Genomic DNA, 19,748 nt, shown 5'->3' with positions numbered 1-19,748 from the left:
CCATCAGGCAGTTATTCGTAATAAGGGGTTACTGGGCTTGGTTCGCAGAAGCGTAAACGACAAACTCCACCAACATCTCTTCTCTTGCCAGGCCAGCAACGACCATGGCAGCGCGATTTGGGTACGGCGCGTTGAAGTACTCGGCGTAAACTTGATTAACCGTTTTGAGATATTCGCGGTCAGTCACGTAAATCAGCACTTGTAGAACAGAGTCCAGTGACTCGCCTGCGCATTCTAGGGTGTGCACCAAGTTGTTAAATGTCTGACGGGTTTGCGCTTCAATACCCCCTTCCACGACAGCACCAGTGGCATCAATCGGGATTTGCGCGGTATAGAGAGTGCCATTATTAACAATCGCCCATTCCAGAGGAGCCTTTGAGGCGAACAGTGATGTTTTGACTGGGTGTTTTTGAGTTTGAGTATTCACGTGCCTTCAACCTTTTGTAACAAAATTGTTTCGCAACAGTTAAATCTTGCACTTTGACAGACGATAAATCGAACGGTAAATTTCTTACATTCGATAAAAAAAACTTATCACCTTACTGAGACTATGGTGAATAAAGGGATGGTAAGGAGTCCGAGTTGAGCATCAAATTTCAACAATTAAAGCATTTTGTGATGGTGGTCGAAGAAGGCGGTTTTCGCGCAGCATCACATCGCGCCAACCGTTCTCAGGCCGCATTATCCACATCAATAAAAGAGCTGGAAAAGATATTGGGACAAGCATTATTCGAAGCGGGTAACAAAGCCAAGTTAACCCCATTTGGTGAAATCTGCTTGCCGAAGATCGTTCAGTTTCTCAATATCTACACAGCGCTAGACAATGATTTGCGAGCTGCTGCAGCTGGCCAGCAAGGAAGGGTAAAAATTGCCAGTGTTCCCTCTGTCGCCGCTAAACTCATTCCGAGCGTTTTAGGGGCATTCTGCGAGCAACACCCAAACGTAGAAGTCAGTTTGATCGATGACAATGCCGCAGGGGTCGAAGCGAGATTACTCTCTGGCGAGGTTGATTTAGCACTGGGAAACCCGTCTCATCTCGATGATGACAACATGACGTTCACACCTTTATTATCGGACCCGATTGGTGTGGTGTGTTTGAGTGATAATCCGATTGCGACTAGCCGAGAAGGCATTGAGTGGCAAACATTGCTCAAGCAGCCATTTATTCGTAACGGGACCTGCACTTTGCTTGATCCGACGCCTGCCCGAGCTCTAAGTCAGCAAGCCCTCTACTCGGTAGAGAACATTACCTCGCTGTTTTCCGTATTAGAACTGGGCATCGGTGTCACAACCCTGCCGAAATTGGCCTTCCCTACCAATGAAACCAGATTGGTATGGATACCACTTATCGACCCGCCATTGGAAAGACAAATCGGTATCTTCACACTCAGCGACCGCACTATTTCTCCGCAGGCACAAGCGTTTCACGATTTATGTGTGGAGTACTTAAACTATCAGGACGATCACAGTCGGGTGTGAGCAAGATGAGCAATCTCTGATCTCTTAAATTTGCTTTTAGACAAGGTTACACACTGATACTAGACCGTTGGGAAAGTTAGATAATTACGTTGATAAGAGAAACCAATAGTTAGGTATCCCAAATAAAAGGGTACGTTTTACACGTACCCATATGAATCAATAAAGCATAGGTTTAACGACTCACGCCAGTTGGAGTGATATCTTCTGGTGTAAGATCTTCGATATAGCCATTCTCATCAACAGATAAGAAGAAGGAGTTATCGCTAAACTTGCCTGTAAGCATATAACCATCGCCACTTGGGCGCTCTAGAACACTATTGGCGTAATCATCAAACTCATCATAAGCATAGGTTTGATCTATACCAATTACCCCATCGGTATCAAAGGTTAGCAGCCAAGAGTCCCCATTTTTCATACCCGCAGCTAGAATGTTGTTTTGGCTCCCTTGCGATAAACCATTAATGATATTTCCCTCATAGTTTATCGACCAAATCATGTTGTAGTCTTCATCAAGTTTTGTAACGAAGGAATCGTGAGCTACATAAAGCTGTGATTGACTGATAATGATATCCGTAAACCCATTAGAGGCAGCAGGTTCCTCATAAACCAGCTCTGAGTAGCATTCGCCGGCAGAAAATGATGTCGCATATATAACGCCTCTTGAATCAGAATAGCCCACAGAAATAGCGATACCATCTTGATAAGCAGAACTATTTAGTGTGACACCTTCACCAACCTCAATGGTACAAGTTTGCATTTCCCCGCTAGCAGAATAATGCGCGACAAAGCCATTTCCTTCGCTCGGATATTGACCTGTAATGATCACACCATCAGCACCATCTGATTCTAAAGAACGATATTCCGCGTTCTCAGAAGTGACTCGGTCAATCTCAACCCCATCTTTACTTATCAGAAGTAACTGAGAGTCAAGGTTGTGATGCGAGGATAGTGCTAGGTAGTATATTCCGCCAGACTCGACAATATCCATACCTTGGTAATAGCTGCTTTGCTCAAATGATTTTAGCCAACTTACCTCGCCATTTTCATCGATCTTTGAGGTAAAGTCATAGATGGGATGACGTCGGTGGTTCGTATCTTGCTGCATACTCGGTAAAGGTGCACGTCCTTCACCAGTTGTCATCATAAAACCATCAGAGTCTAGGTTAGAAAACCCACCATAGGTAAGACTCAAATACTTAGACCATTGATTGTCGGCCTGCGCAGCTGTAGCAAACAGGAAGGATAAAGCCAATATAGTACGTTTCATTATTTTCCTTATGAGGTTTGTTGTCCCAAAAAATATCTTTCCATAGGCATAATATTTTTATAGCACTCATTATAAAACCTGTGATTAGTTGTTAAAAAATAAATAAGGATACTAATACTAGTATCATAGAAATTATCTTTATCTAAATATGAAGATTAAAAATTAATGTTAATTACAAACATCTATAGCTTTCAAAAATAAAAACGCAAATAAAATAAGCAAAACAAATAATTAAAATCGAATTTAAATTTAAAGAAATATAAAATCCAAATACTCAAAAATCACCAATAAACAATGTAAATATTATTCATAGATATGCTAGTAACAAAAATAAATATAATGCTAAAAACAAAAAAATTATTATTAACAGTGATATTTTGCATATAAATCGAGTTATTAAAATCAACCCTAAGTTAATAGATTTATTTTATTGACTCCAATCCTATTAGAATGATTTTATTCACCCGATGTTTAATCATCGCAACATAACCTTATTAATTTTTGGAGAAAAACAATGACTACTATTGAAAAACTAAATAAGAAGAAAAAAAACACAGAAGTTAAAACTAAGAAAGTAACGAAGAAAGCAGCAGGTATGTGCTGCACATGTGTTTGCTAAATATTAGTTAATATTTAATTACTTAGCTGCCCTAAGATATAAAGGCTTTATAATGAAACTCAGTCGAAACGTAAATTTTATCTCTACGAAGAATGAGGTAACTCATTTATACTATATGGGCAGCTCACTTTATTTTGAAACAGGAAGCATTCCATCTAATGAACTAAATGCTTTTATTGAAGAACTTCAAAACGTTGCTTTGGATGATATAGATATTGATTCACTATGCGACATCCGATCAGGCATGATATGTTCGCTTTACGACTATGGTCTATTTGAAGGAAATATTTGCAAGTCCCTGCAAGAACTTGAGTTAGTAGAAAACAAAATCTTAAACAAAGTCTACTTCCAGAGCTTCCTACCCGATGAAGAAGAACTTGAGACGCTACGCGCTCACAACTCCATCGAAGTACTCCCAAACTCACATAGCTTGAGTCAGTTAGATGAGAAAGCTATACTCCTCATTGCGGTCAGTCAACATCAATATAAACACCTAGAGCATCTACATGAAACGCTTTCGACACCATGGGCGGCCATAATCTATGACCATTTCGGTTTTAGTATTACCCCTGTATTCGGATTGAGTATGGGGCCTTGTTATAATTGCTACCGTATGCTTTTCCTATCCAACCTGTCTTCAATTGATGAACATAATAGGATCGAGCATTATTTCAGTGAGAGAAAACAAAAGTTCAAAATATCAAAAAGTACATTAAGGCAGGGAGAATCCACACTGAAATTATGGATTGAGCGTTTACTTTCAGGAAAACCTTACGGCGACTATGATCATGCAATACTGTTTGATGCTCAAAACCTTGATTTTGAAAAAGTTAGAATACCTAATATCAACATGTGTAACTTCTGCTTTGAGTGATAACTATGTTTTATCCAAACTTAAAAAGCCAAGCCTTCTTAGACAAATTAAGCAAGGTATGTTCAAACAAGTTAGGCATAATTCCCTCTGCCGAGAAACTCAAATTTGAGAACGGACTATACATAACTCGATGTCATTCAAATTCTGGTATCAGTCTACTAACAGGAAGGAAAAATGACATTGTCTCATGTGGCAATGATGCCAGTCTAAATCTGTCAGCAGTGAAAGTTGCTGCCGAATACTTTGAGCGTTATTGCTGGTATAGCCTTTCTATTTATCGGGGTAAAGCACCCAAAAGTTGGGAACAGATGATCAATGAAGGAAATTTCGCGTCGCCACCTAACGAAATCATAAATGCTTTTTCAGAAAACCAGTACTCCGAGCCTATATTTCCTCTTAAAAAATTGGGACCAGGAGAGCCTATTTATTGGTTAAAGACGACTGACCTTGATAATCAAAGCACTTATTTGCCGGCACAGATTTTCGTCCCTCAAAAACCAGAAGAAGATAAGTATTGGAGTCCTAATTCTAATGGAGTAGCTTTTCACATAGAAAAAGATGAAGCTTTTTTGAACAGTTTACTAGAACTCGTAGAGCGAGACGCTTTTCTTCATGTTTGGTGGGCTAAGTTAAGTCCAGCGGTGATTTCACAAGAAGACAACCGGTTTGTTTTGGATATCACTGGACGTATTGGAGTTCCTTGTGTTGCTGTAGTGGAGATTTATCGCCAGCATATATTGATAGGTACAAGCGCGGACTTCAATAAAAACAAAGCTATAGACAAGGCCTCTTCAGAAGTTGAGCAGCTAAAAATCGTATCTGCACTTCACGATAATACAGAAAATGTTGAAGAAGCTAGCGGTATAAAGTCCTTTGAAGATAGCCTCAACTATTACAAGGAAGAAAATCTCCATCTAACCAACTTTCTTACTCAAGGTGTTTCAGCTACAGAAGAAATGAGAGCAGGCATCAGCACCTTGTCTGAGCTTATCAATCGATTGAAAGAGCTAAATATACGTATCTATACCGCTGACCTTACCACTCCAGAAGTCGCCGCTATGGGGGGAATAGTACTCAAGTCGTATTCTCCGGATTTGATCTCCTTGAACCACGATGATCGGTGTCGACCACTGGCAGCGATAAAGAGAATTACAGGGTGTTGCGCAGCTGAGCGCGAGCCGCATCCATTTCTTTGACGAGAAACGCACTTATGCCCATCATTAAGCAAAAGAACAGATTTGAACGAAAACTAACGCGTAGTATTCCACAATGGTACATTGATACTTGTCTCCGAAGCCAGTTTACTAATCAGGAATCTGTGAACCGCTTTGAGGCGTTTTATGAATCTGCATCAGGACAAATATTTGAATTGCCTGAAGCATTAACTATAGAAAACGATGCCAGCCCGCTTTTACGCCTTTTTTCAGATCGAAATAGCCATCGTTCCTACTCAGGTTCAACTCTGCAACTGAGCGAACTGTTGTTTTTCCATCGTTCAATTTTTCGTACTCGCAGCTACCCTTCAGCAGGCGGACTTTATAAGGTAACTCCTTACTATATCGTCAATCGAGTCGATGGTTTGGAACCAGGCGTATACCACTTACCTAATCATCATGAACCGACACCATCACGCCTTTACGCACTTACTGAACATGATAAGAGTGTAGATAAAACCTACTCTTTCGATAACCTGTCTGATGCTGCCTTTATCCTATTTCTCACGGCTGAACACTCTGCTATCACTGAGAAATATGGTGATAGAGGATGGCGTTATGCATTCTTAGAAGCAGGACATATTGGACAAAACGTAAGTCTCCTTGCAACAGAGCGGGGCTGGAAACATTGCTGTATAGGAGGTGGTATGGAGGACACATTGTGCCAATGGCTGGGAACCACTATTCAGCATCAGGCTCCCTTATACAGTGTGGCAGTAGGCCTCTAGAGCAGACCATTGCAAACATACCTAGATGAATCGGCCCAATTTGCTGATGTTCACTCAGTAACGGTAACATTTCCTCGGCAGAGCTAACTCGTATATAAAAAAACAAACCCCGCCAAAATCAGCGGGGCTAGGACTAAAACCATTTTAGCTGATTGAGTGTCAGCCAGTCGGATACGCGCCGCGCTACAGCGTCCGGCAGCTCCATGCTGGAGAGATGACCGCAGTTTGGTAGTACGTGCAACGTCACATCTGGGATGTGCTTGGCCATCAGTAAGTGATTGTCGATAGGACACAGCAAATCGTCTTTGCCGGTAATGACGAGGGTTGGCACCGAGATGTCTGCCAGAAGTGGCCGAGCGTCGGGCCTTGTCGCCAAAGCATCAGCGTGAGCTTGAAAAGCTTCTAGGCCGACATTGAGCGCCATTTGCTCAATTCTCGCCGTCAGATCCAGCTCGTTAACACGACTTGGATGAATCAACACCGACATCAACACCTCAGGCGTAATCTGATCAAATTCACCTTTTAACGCCCTTTTAACCAGTGCGTAGCGTTTCTCTGAGACTTCCGGTTTTTCATCCGCCGAGTTGGTGTCCATCAAAATCAAACCTTTGACTCGCTCCGGAGCCTGACGATACACCTCAAACGCCAAAATGCCCCCCATGGATAAACCACCAAGCACAAACTCTTGTGGGGCTTTAGCCAACACATCAGCCGCTAGTTGTTCCATGGTAGGCAAGGCACTCAGTGAAACGCACTCAGGCGCTACCCATTGAGGCAGTGCCTGATTCACATCTTCAAACAGTGCACCATCACACAGTAACCCGGGTAACCAGATCAAAGGCAGTGGTTGTGTCATGTTGCACTCCTTACAGTTTGGCTGGCTTGTCAGAGCCGAGTACACAGTATGTGAAGCTGTTACCACGCAAGTTCGTCAGTGAGTATGAGGCACCTTCCGGTACGCTAAATACATCACCTCGGGTCAGGATCAGGCTGGCTTGTTCGCCTTGATGGGTCACAACCACTTCGGTATCACCATCAAAGTTAATCAGTACCTGCTTATCATCACGGCTATGCTGAGGAATGGAGCCACCCTCTGTGAGTTCATACGCCATGATGCTGACCTCATCTTCACTTTTTACGTGGAAATCGTAATCAGCCAGCGGATGACCAGTTAGCGCGTATTGTTTGACGTTTGGCGCTGAAAAGTCACTTTCAATCGGGCGGTAGTCGTTCTTTAGCGCCACGAAAGGCATCATCTGCTCAGCGGTGTAGCTATCAAACGAAGCCATCTCTTCTTTGGTTAGCAATGGCATCAGTTCAGACTCTTGTGGAACCGCATCACCGTCAATAGTATCGACCAAAGTGCCGTCCGCTTTTAAGTACAAGCCATAGCCCTGACTGTCTTTGATAACGTTAGGGTGCCAAATCACACCACCGCCTGAATCATCGCCACCCAGTACCGAGTACATGAAACCATAATCGCGGCCGACAACTTCAAAGCCACGGAAAAGGTTGGTCGGAATTGAAATCACATCGCCATGAGAGAGCACCGCTTCATGTTCACCATCATTACCCCAGTAAAAGCGGAATTGACCTTTAAACACGACGAACAGCTCAGCAGTACGGTGTGAATGGAGTGAATTCTTAATACCCGGCGGCTGACCTGCTGCGCCGATATTGAAGCCTGCTGTTTCGCGGATGTGAACATGCTGACGGCTGCTTTCAGCGACGCCTGCGCCTATGATGCAGAAGTTGTCTTTCAGGTCACTGCCCGGAGTACGCGCATCGATAAACGCACTGGTTCCCGGTATCAGCTCCATGTAACGAACAAGATTGTCGTTAATACGATTTTGTAGAGTCATAGATAATCCTAATTGTTCTTTCTTTTCTTGGGTCTAGCCATTGACCTTGTTAGCGCTTTGCTTAGCTGGCTCTCAGATCAATGAGATCAGGAACCAAGAGGTCTGCCACCGTCGACGGCAATCGTGTTGCCCGTTGAGAACGTCAGCACTTCCGCGGCGGCGTAGACTGCATTTGCCACCTCTTCATCACTGGCAAGACGTTTGAGCGGTGTCGACTGCTCCTGCTGATTGCGCCAGCTGTCATCGAGCCCTTTAACAAACTCGGTGTCCACCAACCCCGGAGCAACCGCAAGGACGCGAATATCCGGTGAAAGCGCTCTTGCCAATGAGCGAGTCATATTCTCTGCCGCGGATTTACTCGCGCAATAAGCAATATTGCTGCCCATCGCAGTTTGCGCGGCGATGGAAGTAATGTTCACCACGCAACCTTTGGCCTCACGCAGCAAAGATTCACAGGCGCGAACCATGGCAAACGGCGCGCGAACATTGACTTGGAAGATTTGGTCAAACAGCTCGTCGTTCAAACCACTCAAATCTGAATGCGCGACAAACTTTGTCATACCAGCGCAATTGACCAGTAAATCCAGTTGGCCGTTAATTTCATTGACCTGACTGGCTAACGAGTCTATTGCTTGCGAATCCGACACATTGAGCTGAAAAGCTAAGTGACCTTCACCTGATAACTCTGACAATACTTTGTGCGCCGACTGTTGATTGCTGTTGTACGTTAAGACAACTCGGTAGCCGGAATCGGCCAGCTTGTGACATATGGCGGCTCCTAGACCGCCACTGCCGCCTGTAACTAAGGCAAGTTTCGACATATTAAGCCTCTTCTACTTTGCCTTTGTAACGACGTACACGAATATCCGCCTGCTCTTTGTGCCCAGCAAAACCTTCCAGTGCACACAAGCGAGAACAGTATTCGCCCACCTTCAGAGATGCCGCTTCAGTGACACGCTGATACGTACAAGTCTTGATGAATTTACCTACCCACAGACCACCGGTGTAGCGAGCCGCTTTCTTTGTCGGAAGCGTATGGTTCGTACCGATACATTTGTCACCGTAAGAAACGTTGGTCTCGCGACCTAAGAACAGCGCACCATAGTTGGACATGTTGTCGAGGAAATACTTTGGATCTTCCGTCATCACCTGAACATGTTCTGAGGCGATGTCATCTGCAACTTCAACCATTTCTTCATAGCTGTCACACACGATCACCTGACCGTAATCTGCCCATGCTTTGCCTGCGACTTCCGCCGTTGGCAGAATCGTCAACTGGCGCTCAATCTCTTTGATCGTTTCCTCGGCAAACGTCTCGCTGTTTGTTAGAAGAACAGCCGGAGAGTTATAGCCATGCTCGGCCTGACCCAATAAGTCTGCTGCTGCCAGTTCTGGGTCACAGCCCTTTTCATCAGCAATAACCAGCGTTTCTGTTGGACCAGCAAACAAATCGATACCCACGCGACCAAACAACTGACGCTTGGCTTCAGCAACAAACGCGTTACCTGGGCCAACAATCATATCTACAGGGGCAATTGTCTCAGTACCCAGTGCCATTGCACCTACCGCCTGAACGCCACCAAAACAGTAAATCTCATCAGCGCCAGCCATCGCCATCGCCGCAACGATTGCCACATTTGGCTGGCCGTTAAATGGCGGTGCACAAGCAATCACTCGTTTTACACCTGCCACTTTTGCAGTGAGTACACTCATGTGAGCAGACGCGACTAGCGGGTACTTACCGCCTGGGATGTAACAGCCTACGCTGTTAACCGGAATATTCTTATGACCCAGAACCACACCCGGCATAGTTTCAACTTCAACATCTTTCATTGAATCGCGCTGAATTTGAGCAAAGTTACGTACTTGCTCCTGAGCGAATTCAATATCGTGGCGAGTTGACTCATCTAACGCGTCAACACATGCCTGAATCTGGTCTGGTGTTAAACGAAACTGCTCTGGTGACCAGTTATCAAATTTTTCTGAAAGCTCGCGTACGGCGCTGTCACCTTTCGATTCAATATCAGCAAGAATGTTCTCTACGATCTGACGCACTTTCGCGTCATTTGATGCTGATGCTTCTTCAGTGATTCCGTTCTTTAAAATGCGTGCCATGCGATTTTCTCCTTGAGGGTTTAGACTGACAATTGCTTCTTTGTAATTTTGGATACGAATGCAAAATTAGATTAAACACAATCTTAACAACTTTCAAGATAATCGTACGCAAGCCCAAAAAACTCTCTAATCGCTTGTTTTAATAAGAATTAGAGGCATAAAAAAGCATCATAGACACAATCAATCAATGATTTAATAATCAAAAACGGTATTTGTATCACATAAAATTCACTGATCATTTACATTTGTTCGTGCTAGTTTTTGCATACCTTTGCAATGGAGTGTCTTCATGACTAATTTCAAATCTACGCTAACCCAGCCTTCCTTACTGGGAACATTTGTTAAAACCCCTCACCCCCACATCATCGAAGTGCTAGCACTGTCTGAATTGTCCTTCATCATTCTCGATGCCGAGCACGCTCCGTTTGACCGTCAGTCTCTCGACCTGTGTATCCTTGCTGCCCGTGCTAATCAGTTACCCTGTCTGGTTCGAGTTCAAGACAGCCAGCCTGCCACCATTCTTAATGCTTTGGATTGTGGCGCGACAGGTGTTCAGATCCCACATGTCTGCAATGCAAAACAAGCAGAAAAAATCGTTAAGATATGTCACTACGGTGAAGGGGGACGCGGCTATGCGGGTTCCAGCCGCGCTGCAAGCTACGCAACCAAGCCTATGGCTCAACATCTGGCTGACAGTAAAGCGAATACTGTGGTCGTGGCTCAGATAGAAGATCCCGAAGGAGTAGACAATGTGGAAGCCATCGCTCGCGTCGATGGTATAGATGCCCTGTTTATTGGTCAGGTCGACCTCACCGTGGCGTATGGCGCTAAAAGCGTAAACGACGATCAGGTGCGACAAGCAAGCATCAGAATTATTGAAGCCGCCAAAGCCTGTGGCAAGCCCGTCGGTATGTTCGTTGCCACAGCGCAACAAGCAAAAGACTGGGGCGAGCTTGGCGTTAACTTCTTTGGTGTGGGGTCGGAGCATAAAATGATCATTGATGGCTTCAGGCAAGAAAGAAATGTGATGAATTCCTGAGTTTTATCCGATATTTAATCGCTATCAATGCACAGCGCTAGACAGAGAAATCCCCTAACCCATAAACTCTGGCAGATAAAAGGGTCAGCAAACCCACGGAAAGGAGTATCACCATTAAAGCGAAAGTAACTTCGATAGACGTCGCGAAAATGCTCGGCGTCTCTCAGTCGACCGTATCAAGAGCGTTCAGCCCGACCGCTAGCATCAGCGAGAAGAAACGTAAGATGGTGATGGATGCCGCCGCTAAGCTCGGTTACACCCCCAACGCGATTGCTCGTAGCCTGATCTCAAATCGCTCTGGTCTTGTTGCCATCGCGTTAGACAGTGAGTCAAACCCGATGTATGACCTGCAATCACGTGCGTTAGCAATGGAAATCCAAAAACGTGGCGGTCAGGTGGTTCTGTGTCCAATCGACAAAGACGACCTTGATCTGGCGATTTCCCGTGCGATTGAGTATCAGGTTGATGGCCTGATCATCGCCACCAGCCGTCTGACTTCACGTGCTTTTGCCCAGTGCGAAAAATTTGGTGTTCACCTAAGTCTTATCAACCGTTATACCAATGGCATCAATGCTAACTGTGCCGGTGTCGACAACCGTCAAGCCGGCCAAGAAGCGGCCGAGTATTTGGTGAAAAAAGGCTATAAACAACTGGCGTATGTCAGTGGCGATTCAGGTTCAATGACCAGCGAAGAGCGCTGGCTTGGCTTTTCATCAAAGCTCAAAGAGTTAGGTGTTCCAACCCCTGTATTTATTCAAGCTAAATACTGCTTCGATGCGGGGATGGAAGCCGCAACAGAGATTCAGTCACACGCGGTGAAGCCGGAAGCGATTTTCTGCGCCAACGACATCATCGCTCTGGGTTTGATGGATGGACTAAGAAAAGCAGGCGCATCGATACCGGAAGATTATGCAGTAATGGGCGTCGATAACATCCCGATGTCTGGCTGGCCAGCTTACGACTTAACGACGGTCGCCCAACCTGTCGACAAGATCGTAAGTCGCGCTGTCGAAGATTTAATGGATCGTATCAACAACAATACCGACGCGTCTGGCGACTACCTACTTGAACAGGGCACTCTGATTGAGCGCGGTAGCACCACTCGTTAACACACTATTCGACTCCACTAAGCCTTGTCTCCATGACGAGGCTTTTTTATGTGACCCCCACTGTATTTTCGTCATTTTTTACTGAATTCCGTATCAAGTTGCGCATCTTGTTATTGACTTGTTAATTGCATGTTTTATTTTTGGATTCGTATGCAAAAGGATATGAATTGCTCAACACGTTAATAAAACAAACAAGCCTGTATGATCTCAAAAATGAATGATCAAAGGTCATACCAGATACAAGGAAGAACAATGAAAAAAGCAATCATCACATCATTAACCGCTTTTGGCCTAACCATTAGCAGCATGAATACGTTTGCAAGCAATGTCATCCGTCTCGGCCATGACAGCCAGGAAACATCACCTGTTCACCAAGCAATGCTCTACTTCGAACAAGAGTTGGAGTCTCGTTCAAACGGTGAACTGGAAGTAGAGATTTACCCTGCGCGCCAACTTGGTGATGTACGCGAAACAACAGAATTGGTTCAGCAAGGTAACCTGCAAATGACATTTGGAGCCTCAGTTCTCCTCGCGCCTTATGTACCAGAATTCAACGTTCTTGACACCTTCTACCTGTTTGACAGTGAAGAGCAGGCACACCGAGCGCTAGACAGCGATAAAATCGGCCAGCCTCTGCTGAAAGCAATGGAGTCAAAAGGTTTTCACGGTTTAGGCTTTATGGAGCTAGGCTTCCGTAATGTCACCAACAACAAAGCCCCAATCAACACACTCGACGATCTTCAGGGCCTGAAAATTCGTTCAGCACCTAATCCAAGTCAAATCAACGCTTGGAAATCCATTGGTTCAGCGCCAACGCCACTGTCTTGGGGTGAGATTTTCACCTCGCTACAGCAGGGTCTGATCAATGCTCAGGAAAGCTCTATTTACTCCATTTATGCTGAGCGTTTTTATGAAGCGCAAAACTACTTGTCGCTAACCAACCACATCTACAGCAACTATGTGTTGTTTATGAATAAGTCCTTCTGGGATTCACTACCTGCAGACCAGCAAGCACTTATCAATGACATCACCAAAGAAACCATCGCTAAACAACGTGTTTTAGCGGCGCAGCAGAATCAGGATGTGATTGAAGACCTGAAAGCGAAAGGCATGACAGTGAATGAAGTACCAGAAGCAGTGCGCGAGCAGATGAAGAACAAAATGAACGCTGCCGTTTACCAAGACTTGCGCAGCAAGACAGGTGAACAGTTGTTTGACAGCGTTATCGCTGAAATTGACCGCCTGTAATTCTCACTCTGTGTTTCCGGGGAGCCGAGACTCTTCGGAAACGAACTGCTTTGGGAGGTGAACATGAAGTGGTTTCGCTTACTGGATAAATATTTTGAACCTAGCCTGATTGTCATTGCCATTTCGACCATGACGGCTCTTCTCTGCTTGCAAATCGCTTTGCGCCTGTTTGACGCCACAATTGCTTGGGCTGAAGAGCTGTCACGATACCTGTTTGTGTGGGCGATGTACCTCAGCATCAGCTACTGCATCAAACATGACCGACATATCCGAATTCGCGTATTCGTCGATAAATTACCCGGGGTTTTGCCCAAAATCAGCCTGATCATTTCAGACGTCATCTATCTGGTATTCAGCAGTGTCGTGGCCTGGTTTGGTTTTAAGGTCATTAACCGCAGCCTTCAGCTTGGGCAGATTGCGCCAGCAATGGAGATCCCCGTGGCCTGCTTGTATGCCTCAGTGCTGGTGTGTGCGATTCTCAGTATCCTGCGTTTAATCGTCAGTATTTATCAGCGCCTCTGTGGGCTGTCGGCACCCTCTCAGCCAACGCACTTTTGCAGTGATAGGTATCGCCAATTAAAAGCGAAATACAAAGCATCTAATCGAATGCAGGAGCTTAACGCATGACATCTGCACTCTTATTCGGCAGCTTCGGACTGCTACTCTTAATCGGCGTACCGGTCGGCATTGCACTGGCAACCGCCAGTATGATAGCGATCATGAGCCTGCCTTTCCTGAACGTAGAGTTCTTAGTTCAAGGGTTGGTTACTGGCCTTGACTCTTTCCCCCTACTGGCAGTGGTTCTGTTCACTCTGGCGGGTAACCTGATGAGTCAGGGCGGTATATCCAAACGTCTTCTTCATGTCGCCGAAGTCTTTTTCGGTCACTTCACCGGCGGGCTGGGTATTGTTGCCATTGTTGCCTGTATGTTCTTCGCATCGATTTCAGGTACCGGTTCCGCTACCGTTGCTGCCATCGGCCTGACGATGATCCCATCGATGGTAAAAAAAGGCTATGACCGCAGCTTCGCTGGTGCTCTGATTGCGTCTTCAGGAGGAATCGGGGTGATCATTCCACCTTCGGTTGTGATGATTGTTTACGCGATTACCGCGGAAGTGTCTGTCACCAAAATGTTCATGGCGGGAATAATCCCAGGTCTGGTGGTCGGGCTGGTCTTGATTGGCTACTGTGTGATGGTATCCAAAGTACGCGGCTATTCGGGGAATGATAAAAAGGCCAGCTGGAGTGAGCGATTGTCAGCACTCAAAGACGCAAGCTGGGCCATGCTACTGCCTGTGATCATTCTGGGTGGCATCTACTCTGGTATCTTCACACCCACCGAATCAGCCGCCATTGGCGTGTTGTATGGCTTGTTCTTCGGCATGTTTGTTTACAAAGAGCTGAACGTCAAACAGGTCGTCAAAATCATCTTAGAATCTTCTCTGTTAGTGGGAGCAGTATTGGTGATCGTCGGCGCTTCGGTAACCTTTGGTCGAATTCTGACCTTGGAGCGCCTGCCCACAGAAATCGCTCAGTTCATTCTGACCATTACCGAGAACAAGCTACTGATTTTACTGTGTATCAACATCCTGTTGCTGTTGGTTGGCACCTTTATGGAGACATTAGCGGCCATCGTGATTCTGACCCCTATCCTGCTGCCGATAACCTCCGCACTGGGCATGGATCCTGTTCACTTTGGTATTGTGATGATTGTTAACCTAGCGATTGGATTTGTCACGCCACCACTCGGAGCCAACCTATTTATGGCCAGTCAGGTCGGCAAAGTACCGATTGAATCGTTATCCAAAGCCATCATTGGCTGGATTGGCGCAATGATTGTTGCACTCATGCTGATCACTTTCATACCCGCCATTTCCTTATCCTTGCCGGAATTGCTGTCATAGCAGCAGAGACATATTAAGCCACCTCGTGTTACCACTGGGTGGCTTTCTCAGCCCTCAAAGCATTCGTATGCAATAGTATTGAAATGAGAGCTCTCAGGGTAAAAACTGCGCGCCAAAGTGCTTAATTATTCGCCTAATCAACCCCTTTCCACAATATGGTAATGAGCTTTCCTCGCTGACTTTTGATATTTCAATCATTAAATAGCAAAACAATCCACTGCCCTGTTATTGGCCTGCTCTATCTTTGAACACAAGCCAGCCATCTCCTTTTTCAATCGCCAAGTTGAAATCAAATTGGCGTATTTACTCTGAACACTTTTCGAACACTTGTTAAAAACCCGATCTTAAGCACGATATTAAAACATCACAAGAACAATCTATTGACAAAAATGCAACACAACTTCATTTTGGATACGTAACCAAAAACAAAGTAAACAAGAATTAAACTCAGGAGGTGATTTATGGCTATGGTTGGCTTTGACGAAAAATGGCGTGATTTTCCCGATTATATTTTGGGAATTACAAAAGAGATTTGGGAAGACCGTGGCCTAAATACCCTTGAGCACTATTACTCACCCGATATTGTTGTGCGTACGCCTTTGTCTATTGTGCAAGGTAACGACGACGTCATCAGCGCGACGATGGCTACACTGGCTGAGTTCCCGGATCGTACGCTTTACGGAGAAGATGTCATCTGGTCTGGCTCACCTGAACAAGGCATGTTGTCCTCTCACCGTATCATTTCGACTGCCACACACAGCAGCGATGGGTTCTATGGCAAAGCAACGAACAGCAAGTTACGTTTTCGCATCATCGCCGACTGCCATGCGATCAACAATCAAATTAACGATGAGTGGCTAGTACGCGACCAAGCCGACATCGCCAGACAGCTCGGCATGACGTCCGAAGAGTTCGCCCGAAAACAAATTGATTTCGAAGGTGGCGTAGAAAAAGCCTCCTTCCCTTTTACTCCAGATGTCGATATGCAGGGCCCTTACACGGGTGTTGGCAATGACAATCAATATGGTCAGCAATACGAAGCCATTCTAAATAGCATCATGAATGCTGAGTTTTCCGCCATCCCACGTGAATACGACCGAGCTTGTATCGGTGAGTACAGTGGCGGCCGTACCGCCCTATCACACAGCGAAATTGATCATTTCTGGATTTCACTGCGCTCTTCATTCCCAAATGCCGAGTTCAAAGTTCACCATCGCATTGGTCGAGAAGATCCAATGATGTCTCCACGCGCCGCCATTCGCTGGTCTCTACATGGTAAGCACGAAGGTTATGGCGCATTTGGCAAGCCGACAGGTAAAGACGTTTACATCATGGGCATCAGCCACGCTGAGTTTGGCCCATGGGGACTGCGTCGCGAGTTTACGCTGATCGACGAAACCGCGATCTGGAAGCAGATTCTGCTTCAGCAAGGCTAAGCCGCCCAGTTATAAACCCACATTCAGTAAGGAAGCAAAATGTCACTCAATATCATTGAACAGTTCTACCAACAGTACTTCAACGCTAAGCTTAGTGAGCAGGCAAGTGTTGCCCAGCAAGCGTTGAACCCAGACGTCAAATGGTGTGTCGCGCACCCAGTCAATGACCTGAACGGCCCAGAGGCTGCACACACTTCGTTTCTATCACCTTTGGTAACGGCAATGCCTGACGTTGAGCGACGCCCGATGATCGTGATGAACGGCGAATTTGAAGGCCGTACTTGGTACAACTCAACGGGTTACTTTGTTGGCACTTTTGAGCAACCACTGTTCGGCATTCCAGCAACGGGAAAAACCCTGTATCTCAGATACACAGAGATGGTGTGCGTCGAAAATGATCAGATCACTGAATCTTACATGATCCCAGATTTTATCGATGCCATGAACCAATCGCGTGTGAACCCTCTGCGCAAAAGCTTAGGTCACGACGGTTTAATCCCTTCACCCGCAACGGCAGATGGCATTCAAAACTCTGACGTATGTGAAGAACACAGCGCAAAAAGTGGTCAGCTTGTGCATGACATGCTGGCATGTCTTGGTCGTTTTGATGGCAAAGATCTCTACTCAATGGATCTGGAAAACTACTGGCATAAAGACTTTATGTGGTATGGCCCAGCAGGTATCGGTACCACACGCGGCATCAAAGGTTTCCGCAACCACCACCAAGCTCCATTTGTCTTCGCCTTCCCCGATCGAAGTGTTGATATTGAGCTCAATTTTTTGGCTCAAAATGACTACGTATCCACTGGAGGTTGGCCTCACATGCATGGTACTCATACTGGTCACAGCGGCTGGTTAGGCCTTGCACCAACAGGAAAAAACATAGAACTTCGCGTCATGGATATCTGGCGACGAGAAGGTGACTTGCTGAAAGAAAACTGGGTAGCAATTGATATCGTTCATATCTTGCTCCAACTTGGTTATGACGTTTTCGGCCAAATGAAAGAACAATTAGAAGGACCTAATTATGCATGAGTTTGGTGTACTTAACTGGACCATTCTTGGCGGTTACATTGCCCTCACCTTATTGTTGGGGGCTGTGGTCGGCAAGAAAGTGACCTCGGCGAGCCAGTTCGCTCTCGGTGATAAAAATATCCCATGGTGGGCAATCGGTATTTCTGTAGTCTGTACCTATGTCAGCGCGATGTCGTTCTTGGGCGGTCCGGCATGGTCCTACAAAGAAGGCTTGTCGGTTATCGCAATTCACCTTAACTACCCGTTGGTGATCTTCTTCATCGTTGCTGTATTTATGCCATTCTTTTACAACAACGGTCTGACTTCTATCTACGAATATCAGGAAAGACGTTTCGGCAAGGCGTCACGTGTGACTTTATCATTCATTTTCCTGATTAAGCAGGCGTTAAGCTCTGCTGCAGTACTGTACGCGACAGCGATAATACTGGAGTTCATCACAGGTATAGACGTGGTGTACTGCATCATGATCGTTACTGCCATTGCGCTGATTTATACCGTCATGGGCGGCATCGCCGCCGTTATCTGGACTGATGTGATTCAAGCCGTGATTCTTTTCATTGGTGCCTTCATCATTATCGAAGCCGTGTGGAATGGCATGCCAGAGCCGATGACCGACGTGATGGCCGAGCTAAAAGCCAAAGGCATGACAGATGCTCTGCAAACCAGCATGGATTTGAGTCAGGTGACGACTATCTGGGCTGGGGTGATCGCCATGACGATGTTCCACACAACGGTCTACGGTGGCAGCCAGATGATGGTTCAACGCTGTATGGCAGCGAAAAGCATGGGTGATGCGAAGAAAGCCATGCTGATGATGGGTTACGTCGCCTTCTTCATCTACTTCGTGTTCATTCTACTTGGCGTTCTGTTCAATGCGTACTATGACGGTAAAGAGTTTGAAAACGGCAATACTATTATTCTTCACTACGCCAGTGAGTATGGCATGCCGGGTCTTATGGGCATCATTGCGGCAGCGATTCTGGCAGCAAGTATGTCGAGCCTTGATTCAGCATTCAACTCGATGGCAACGGTATCCGTAGCGGACTTTTACAAACGTTTTTACAAGCAGAACGAATCTGAAGAGCACTACCTGAAAGCATCTCGCATCTTTACTGTCGCGTGGGCGATTCTGGTCATCATTCCCGCTCTGATGTTCGCGACCAGCACAGGCTCGGTGCTTGAAGTGTTGAGTAAAGCAGGTTCTTATTTCGTGGGTGCGAGCTTCTGTATGTTTGTACTGGGTTTCTACTCAAAGCACATCACAGAAAAAGGCCTGCTTATCGGTGTTTTCGCCAGCTTTATCGCCATCTGGTATGTCGCGGTAGCTACTGATATCGCTTGGCCTTGGTACTGCGTGATTGGTGTCGTGGTCAACGCTGTTGTGGCTTATGCGGCAAGCTTGCTTCTGACAGGAAAACAGGAAGAGATGCACCTATACACCATCAAAGGACAACAGGCGGAATACGCTCGTCTGAACAAGCCTGTCAAAGAAGACGGCTGGTACGTTATCCCTGGAAAGATTGATACACCATGTTATGGCTTGCTGGTCATGTTTGTCTTCTCATTGATTCTGCTGTGGGGCATTAACGCTTTTACCGATAATGCACCAATGCTTATTAATTTTGTTCGTGGCTGCTCAATTGTGGTTGCAATCAGTGTTGTCGCTTACGCTGTCTATTCACTACGAGGCTCTAAAACGGCCAAACCGGAGCAGATTGAAACAGCTGAATAGTTCTGGGTTGTACCCAATCAAAGTGAAAAAGCCTTACTTTGACTATAGTAAGGCTTTTTCCTTTTATGACTACGTACCTATTTATGT

Annotated in this window: 18 protein-coding genes; 12 read left to right on the top strand and 6 right to left on the bottom strand. The window is 45.7% G+C overall.

Annotated features, from left to right (window positions below; translation table 11 throughout):
* Positions 1–28 precede the first annotated feature (28 nt).
* Positions 29–427, bottom strand: a complete 399-nt coding sequence (locus tag QMA41_RS00530; RefSeq protein WP_064487605.1) for a RidA family protein — start codon at positions 425–427, stop codon at positions 29–31.
* Positions 428–582: 155 nt separating this feature from the next.
* On the opposite strand from QMA41_RS00530, the gene QMA41_RS00525 reads away from it, so the two are divergent.
* The gene (locus QMA41_RS00525) at positions 583–1,479 is read left to right on the top strand and encodes a LysR family transcriptional regulator (protein WP_006962604.1); all 897 of its coding nucleotides are present in this window, start codon (positions 583–585) and stop codon (positions 1,477–1,479) included.
* Positions 1,480–1,651: 172 nt separating this feature from the next.
* Here the strand turns inward: QMA41_RS00525 and QMA41_RS00520 are convergent, their stop codons facing one another.
* Positions 1,652–2,746 (bottom strand): hypothetical protein, encoded by a 1,095-nt coding sequence (locus QMA41_RS00520; RefSeq protein ID WP_281628543.1) that lies wholly within the window; start codon positions 2,744–2,746, stop codon positions 1,652–1,654.
* Between the two features lie 671 nt (positions 2,747–3,417).
* Here QMA41_RS00520 and QMA41_RS00515 point away from each other — a divergent pair.
* From QMA41_RS00515 to QMA41_RS00505, 3 genes are read left to right on the top strand one after another with little or no spacing between them, the layout of a single operon-like run.
* On the top strand, positions 3,418–4,239 hold the full coding sequence (locus QMA41_RS00515; RefSeq protein WP_281628542.1) for a hypothetical protein: 822 nt from the start codon (positions 3,418–3,420) through the stop codon (positions 4,237–4,239).
* Between the two features lie 5 nt (positions 4,240–4,244).
* Positions 4,245–5,435, top strand: a complete 1,191-nt coding sequence (locus tag QMA41_RS00510; RefSeq protein ID WP_281628541.1) for a YcaO-like family protein — start codon at positions 4,245–4,247, stop codon at positions 5,433–5,435.
* Positions 5,436–5,449: 14 nt separating this feature from the next.
* On the top strand, positions 5,450–6,181 hold the full coding sequence (locus QMA41_RS00505; RefSeq protein WP_281628540.1) for a SagB/ThcOx family dehydrogenase: 732 nt from the start codon (positions 5,450–5,452) through the stop codon (positions 6,179–6,181).
* A gap of 133 nt (positions 6,182–6,314) precedes the next feature.
* Here the strand turns inward: QMA41_RS00505 and QMA41_RS00500 are convergent, their stop codons facing one another.
* The 4 genes from QMA41_RS00500 to hisD form a co-directional block, all read right to left on the bottom strand.
* Positions 6,315–7,037: an alpha/beta hydrolase gene (locus QMA41_RS00500; protein ID WP_281628539.1), complete on the bottom strand. Its 723-nt coding sequence runs from the start codon at positions 7,035–7,037 to the stop codon at positions 6,315–6,317.
* A gap of 10 nt (positions 7,038–7,047) precedes the next feature.
* On the bottom strand, positions 7,048–8,043 hold the full coding sequence (locus tag QMA41_RS00495) for a cupin (protein ID WP_006962610.1): 996 nt from the start codon (positions 8,041–8,043) through the stop codon (positions 7,048–7,050).
* A gap of 86 nt (positions 8,044–8,129) precedes the next feature.
* The gene (locus tag QMA41_RS00490) at positions 8,130–8,864 is read right to left on the bottom strand and encodes an SDR family oxidoreductase (protein WP_021456832.1); all 735 of its coding nucleotides are present in this window, start codon (positions 8,862–8,864) and stop codon (positions 8,130–8,132) included.
* 1 nt (position 8,865) lies between these two features.
* Positions 8,866–10,158 carry a histidinol dehydrogenase gene (gene hisD, locus QMA41_RS00485; RefSeq protein ID WP_019277691.1) on the bottom strand — a complete coding sequence of 431 codons (1,293 nt, stop codon included), beginning with the start codon at positions 10,156–10,158 and terminating at the stop codon, positions 8,866–8,868.
* Positions 10,159–10,447: 289 nt separating this feature from the next.
* On the opposite strand from hisD, the gene QMA41_RS00480 reads away from it, so the two are divergent.
* The 8 genes from QMA41_RS00480 (at position 10,448) to QMA41_RS00445 (ending at position 19,661) form a co-directional block, all read left to right on the top strand.
* The gene (locus QMA41_RS00480; protein ID WP_281628538.1) at positions 10,448–11,197 is read left to right on the top strand and encodes an aldolase/citrate lyase family protein; all 750 of its coding nucleotides are present in this window, start codon (positions 10,448–10,450) and stop codon (positions 11,195–11,197) included.
* 149 nt (positions 11,198–11,346) lie between these two features.
* A complete protein-coding gene (locus tag QMA41_RS00475; protein ID WP_239876066.1) occupies positions 11,347–12,306 on the top strand; it encodes a substrate-binding domain-containing protein in 960 nt (319 codons plus the stop codon).
* Between the two features lie 252 nt (positions 12,307–12,558).
* Entirely contained in the window at positions 12,559–13,554 is a 996-nt protein-coding gene (locus QMA41_RS00470; protein ID WP_038510893.1) for a TRAP transporter substrate-binding protein, read from the top strand.
* 63 nt (positions 13,555–13,617) lie between these two features.
* Positions 13,618–14,181: a TRAP transporter small permease gene (locus tag QMA41_RS00465; RefSeq protein ID WP_281628537.1), complete on the top strand. Its 564-nt coding sequence runs from the start codon at positions 13,618–13,620 to the stop codon at positions 14,179–14,181.
* Positions 14,178–15,458, top strand: coding sequence for a TRAP transporter large permease (locus QMA41_RS00460; RefSeq protein WP_277683723.1), 1,281 nt, complete (start codon positions 14,178–14,180; stop codon positions 15,456–15,458). Before QMA41_RS00465 ends, QMA41_RS00460 begins: the two co-directional genes overlap by 4 nt.
* Before the next feature lie 461 nt (positions 15,459–15,919).
* Positions 15,920–16,894: an ester cyclase gene (locus QMA41_RS00455; RefSeq protein WP_006962615.1), complete on the top strand. Its 975-nt coding sequence runs from the start codon at positions 15,920–15,922 to the stop codon at positions 16,892–16,894.
* A 39-nt stretch (positions 16,895–16,933) separates the two neighbouring features.
* Positions 16,934–17,929 (top strand): ester cyclase, encoded by a 996-nt coding sequence (locus QMA41_RS00450; protein ID WP_281628536.1) that lies wholly within the window; start codon positions 16,934–16,936, stop codon positions 17,927–17,929.
* Positions 17,922–19,661 (top strand): sodium/solute symporter, encoded by a 1,740-nt coding sequence (locus QMA41_RS00445; protein WP_198561159.1) that lies wholly within the window; start codon positions 17,922–17,924, stop codon positions 19,659–19,661. The genes QMA41_RS00450 and QMA41_RS00445 overlap by 8 nt, the downstream gene beginning before the upstream one ends.
* Positions 19,662–19,748: the final 87 nt, after the last annotated feature.

The sequence above is a fragment of the Vibrio sp. St2 genome (assembly GCF_947311885.1).
Classification (GTDB): Bacteria; Pseudomonadota; Gammaproteobacteria; order Enterobacterales; family Vibrionaceae; genus Vibrio; species Vibrio coralliilyticus.
The sequence above is the reverse complement of the archived record's forward strand: the minus strand, read 5'-3'. Positions and strand labels throughout refer to the sequence as shown.